Source organism: Actimicrobium sp. CCI2.3 (assembly GCF_035019065.1).
GTDB lineage: Bacteria > Pseudomonadota > Gammaproteobacteria > Burkholderiales > Burkholderiaceae_D > Actimicrobium.
Genome location: NZ_JASJWR010000064.1, coordinates 1 through 4,975, shown reverse-complemented (window position 1 = coordinate 4,975; position 4,975 = coordinate 1). Strand labels below are relative to the sequence as shown.

Below are 4,975 nucleotides of genomic sequence, written 5' to 3'. Positions count from 1 at the left end.
TTTTTCTTGGTTACTTCTTTTTGGCGAAGCAAAAAGAAGTGACCGGCTGCCGGGCCGCCCCCGGCTTGGTCATGACGAAGCGCATTCAGAATCAGCAACCGCAGTCAGCGCATTGCACCGATTGCCCCATCCCCACCACTCCAAACACGTGCTCAAAAAAAGCGCATCCCTGTCACAGGTGATCCGATTTATCACAACGCCGACCGCCGCTATCCACCACAAACACGATGCCAGCACCAGGTCACGACTGGCACGCGATTTGCGCTAGGGAACAGGTCAGCAATTGCTCGACGAAGCAAACAACATCACATCAAAACACCGGAGGGGACACTATGAAAAAATTATTCGTCATGACAGTCGCGGCATTGGCTGGAGCATCATCGGCACAGGCAGTGGACATAAAGGCCGGCGACTGGACCGTGTCGGTAGGCGGTATCGTCAGTGCCTATTACACGCAGGTGTCGTGTTCCGGCGATGCGGTCGGCGGCCTGGCACTGGGTGGCAAGGCACTCGGTTGCGGCGGTAAAAATGACCGCACCACAATCGGCAATGGCTTGCTACCGAGCGGCCTGATCACCAGCGTGAAATCGACGCAGGGCGAGTACGATGTCGCCGCGACGATCGGCATCATGACAGCCACCGCAAGCGACAGCGCCGTCGGTAATAACAGCAATGTCGACGTGCGCCAGGGCTTCTTCAGCTTCGGCAACGCGCAGATGGGCACGATCAAGCTGGGTCGTGACTACGGCATCTTTGGTGCGTCCGCCATCCTCAATGACATGACACTGATCGGTGCCGGCGCACCGGTGCGCGCGACCCAATCGAACCGGGTCACGCTGGGCCATATCGGTGCCGGTTATTCCTACCTCGGTACCTACGGCCAGATGGCATATGCATCGCCGGTGTCGAATGGCGTCAAGGTTGATGTCGCGCTGGTCAGTCCGGTCACCAACGGTCCGCTCGGCACCGGTTACGATTCCGGCTCGACGCCGCAAGTGCAAGGTCAGGTCAGTCTCGCGCAGGGCGGTCTGAAAGCCTGGCTGGGTGCCAAGGGCCAGAAATTTGACGGCACCACGATTGCCTTTCGTGACTTCACGATGCGCGGCGTCGAACTCGGCGGGTCTTACAACAGCGGCCCGTTCGGCGTGCTGGCAAACGTTCAGGGCGGTACCGGCCTGGGCATCGTCTCCGATGGCGATCAGGGCGATAACAAGTCAACCAACTACTTTGTACAGGGCACCTACAAGGCGACCGAGAAGGTCAAGGTCGGCCTGAACTATGGCCTGAGCAAGAACAAGAACAACACCACCGCAACCGGCGGGCTTGAGTCGAACAGCAATGTCACTGGCGGCGTGTATTTTTCGATCACCCCGGCAATTACGCTGGCCGCCGAACTGGGCCAGACGCGCTCGAAAGGATTTAGCGGCACCACGGCACGCATGAATGGCGCATCATTTGGCGGCATCCTGTTCTTCTAACGCGGTCTTTGCGGATCGTGCGCTGCGTGCCTGTGCACGCGGCGTTTTTTCCATTGTTGATGGCCGGGTCGATGAAAAAAAACTTCCTGATATTGCGACTATTGTTCGTCTTTTTCGTTGGCTTCGCCACGCTGCCCGCCAGTGCCGGCACCATGACGCAGGCCGAACTGGTGCGCCGTTTTCCGCCACCGTATCTGGTCGGCGACAAGGACACCGCCTTGCCGGTCTGGCCTATTTTTAAAAAGAACATGACCTCGACCGAACTGGTGGCATACGTGTTCGAGTCGATCGACTTCGCGCCCATTCCGGGTTTTTCCGGCGTACCGATGAACCTGCTGATCGCGCTCGATCCCCTCGGTACTTTCGTCGATGTCAAGGTGCTGTCGCATCACGAACCGGTGTTTCTTGATGGTCTCGGTGAAGCCCCGCTGTTCAAGTTCGTCAGCCAGTATCAAGGTATTTCGCTCAAGCAGAGCATCAAGATCAGCACAGGCAACATGAGCCGCTCGACCAAGGAGGCGGCCAATGTCTACATCGACGGTGTCTCGAAAGCGACCGCATCGGTGCGCATCCTGAATCAGAGTGCGTTGTCGGCTGCGCTGAAAGTCGCCCGCAAAAAACTTGGTTTTGCCGAGGGCCGTGATCCCGATCTGATTGCCCGCATCCGGCCGGATACCGGGACCGTGATCAGTCCCGCAGCACTCCGTCAGCGCGGTTTGATCCAGCCGGTGATCAAGCTCAACCGCGACGTCGAGGCGATCTTCGTTGGTACCAATGGCGCAGGGCTCGATGCCGTAGCGCTGGCGCAGCCCGATGCGCCTTTCGTCAACATGGAAGCGAGCTACGTCTCGGTACCGGCAATCGGTCGCAACCTGCTCGGTGCGGCGGGCTGGGCCAAGCTCAGTGCGCGGCTGGAGCCGGGCGACCACGCGATCATGCTGGTATCGAACGGTCGCTATGGTGTCGTCGGCGACGACTTCACGCGCGGTGCGGTGCCGGACCGGCTGGCACTCAAGCAGGGCACGCTGCCGATCGAAATCCGCGATCTCGACCTCGACATCAAGGTCGATGGCGTGCCCGATAACGGCTTCAAGATTTTTCGCGTGATCAGCCAGTCGGGTCTGGACCCGTCGCTGCCTCTTGAGTTTTTTCTGCACGTTACACGCAGCAAAGGCATTCTCTATCCCGAAAAAATCAGTCGTGATCTGCGTTTTTCAATCACGCTGCCAGCCCGGTTTTATGTTGCCGCCGAACCGGACAACAAGACCTGGCGCGCAATCTGGTGGCTGCGCTGGTGGGAGCTGGCAGTGCTGGGTGTGGCGCTGACGCTGCTGTCGGTGGCGCTGGTGCTGCAGAAAAAACTGGTCGCGCACGAACGCCGGTTTGTCTGGTTCCGGCGCGGCTTTCTGGTCTTTACGGCGGTCTTCATTGGCTGGTATGCGCAAGGTCAGCTATCGATCGTCAATCTGACCAGCGTCGTGCAATCGCTGATGGCCGGACGTAGCCTGACATTCCTGTTGTACGACCCGATGAGCGTGAGCTTGTGGGCCTTCGTGCTGGTGTCGCTGCTGGTGTGGGGGCGCGGCACGTTCTGTGGCTGGCTGTGTCCGTTCGGAGCGCTGCAGGAGTTCACCGGCAAGCTCGGCCAGTGGCTGAAATTTCCGCAACTGATGATTCGTCCGGTGCTTGATGGCCGCCTGAAACTGCTCAAGTACGTGCTGCTGGTGGCGATCCTCGGCAGCGCGTTTTTTTCGGCGACACTGACCGACAAGCTGGTCGAACTCGAACCGTTCAAGACCGCCATCACGCTCAACTTCGTGCGCTCGTGGCCGTATGTCGCGTATGCGGTCGGCCTGCTGGTGCTGTCGATGTTCAGCTATAAATTTTTCTGTCGCTACCTGTGTCCGTTCGGTGCCGGGCTGGCAGTGCTGGGACGCTTTCGACTGCTGAACTGGCTGCCGCGTCGCGCTGCGTGCGGCACGCCGTGCCAGACCTGTCGCCACAGTTGCGAATACAAGGCCATCAAGCCGGGCGGGGCGATCCAGTACGACGAATGTTTTCAGTGTCTTGATTGCGTCGTGATCTACGAAAGCGACGACAAATGCGCGCCGCTGATCATGGAAAAAAAGCGCGCGCGGATTATCCCGATCGAAGTCGTACCAGTGAAGGAAGCATGATGGACCGACGAACATTCATGGCAAGCGGGCTCGGCCTCGGGCTGGCGCTGGCCAATTCTTCGGGTGCCAACGGCGGGGTGCAGTTGCACAGTGTCAGCGGTGCCGAGCTGGCGTTTGGTACCACGATCACGATCGAGGTCGTGCATGACGACCGGGCTGTGGCCGAACTGGCGATTGCTGAAGCGTTGGCTGCTGCGCGACAGGTCGACCGGCTGATGACGCTGCACCGGGCCGATAGTCAGGTTGCCATTCTCAATCGCACGGGTGTGCTGGAGCGACCGCACCCGTGGCTGTTGCAGGTACTGGCGCATGCGCGCGAGTTGTCGCGTCATAGCGAAGGTGCTTTCGACATCACGGTACAACCACTGTGGAATGCTTTTAGCGTCGCTTCACAGCAGGACCGTTTGCCGAGCGAGTCCGAGCGGCGCGCTGCGATGGCGCTGGTTGACTGGCGTCAGGTGCAGGTCACGCCGCAGCGTGTCAGTCTCGCACGGGCCGGCATGGCGATTACGCTTAACGGCATCGCGCAGGGCTTTGCGGTGGACTGCGCCCGCGCTGTCCTCGACGCGCACGGCATTCGCCACGCTTTGCTTGATACCGGCGAGTTCGGCGCACGTGGCCGCAAGACCGCGCAGCAGGCCTGGACCATCGGCATCCGTGACCCCCGCGATGCGCAACAACTGGCCGGCGTACTGCCGATGCAGCAGCGCTGCGTAGCAACCTCGGGCGATTATCAGACGGTCTTCACGACGGACTTTGTGCATCACCATATCTTTGATCCGGCCAGTGGTGATTCGCCATTGGAACTGGCCAGCGTGACGGTGGTCGCGCCGACCGGGTTGCAGGCAGATGGGTTATCGACCACGTCGATGGTGCTCGGAGTGCAGCGTGCGCTGGCACTGGCGGCGACGCTGGCGGAGGTGGATGTGCTGTTGATCGACAAGCAGGGGCGCGCCTGGCGGTCGGGAAATTGGCCGGGGTGAGGGCGCTGGTTGCCGGAGGACGAGGTCAAATGACCGTCCTTGCACAGCGCCATCAAACGCTGACCTTGGTGTCGGAAGCGGTGGATCAAGGCGCACGCTGCAGCGCTGGCAACGCGATGTCGCGCTGCTCAGCCAGAGGAAAGCACGCCATGCGGCCACAAGGAACCGTCGTCCGGAACGCTGGAGCGGACCTGCTCGTAGAAAGAGGCTGACTGATAAATTACTTTGGCGACAGTTAGGTTGACCTTCATTGATTGAGGTGTTGATGTTGATGTTGATGTTGATGTTGATGTTGATGTTGATGTTGATGTTGATGTTGATGTTGATGTTGATGTTG

At 59.8% G+C, this 4,975-nt stretch carries 5 protein-coding genes; 4 read left to right on the top strand and 1 reads right to left on the bottom strand.

Annotation, left to right across the window (positions count from 1 at the left end):
* The 4 genes from QN370_RS20315 to QN370_RS20300 form a co-directional block, all read left to right on the top strand.
* Positions 1-268, top strand: a 268-nt coding sequence (locus QN370_RS20315) for a hypothetical protein (protein ID WP_323581816.1), incomplete at its 5' end; no start/stop codon positions are given.
* A gap of 64 nt (positions 269-332) precedes the next feature.
* Positions 333-1,478 (top strand): porin, encoded by a 1,146-nt coding sequence (locus QN370_RS20310; RefSeq protein ID WP_322128150.1) that lies wholly within the window; start codon positions 333-335, stop codon positions 1,476-1,478.
* A 71-nt stretch (positions 1,479-1,549) separates the two neighbouring features.
* Complete coding sequence (locus QN370_RS20305) at positions 1,550-3,655, top strand: 4Fe-4S binding protein (RefSeq protein ID WP_322128149.1); 2,106 nt, start codon at positions 1,550-1,552, stop codon at positions 3,653-3,655.
* Positions 3,652-4,638, top strand: a complete 987-nt coding sequence (locus QN370_RS20300) for an FAD:protein FMN transferase (protein ID WP_322128148.1) — start codon at positions 3,652-3,654, stop codon at positions 4,636-4,638. Before QN370_RS20305 ends, QN370_RS20300 begins: the two co-directional genes overlap by 4 nt.
* Positions 4,639-4,766: 128 nt before the next feature.
* On the opposite strand, the gene QN370_RS20295 is transcribed toward QN370_RS20300, so the two are convergent.
* On the bottom strand, positions 4,767-4,975 hold a 209-nt coding region (locus QN370_RS20295; protein WP_323581815.1), incomplete at its 5' end, for a hypothetical protein.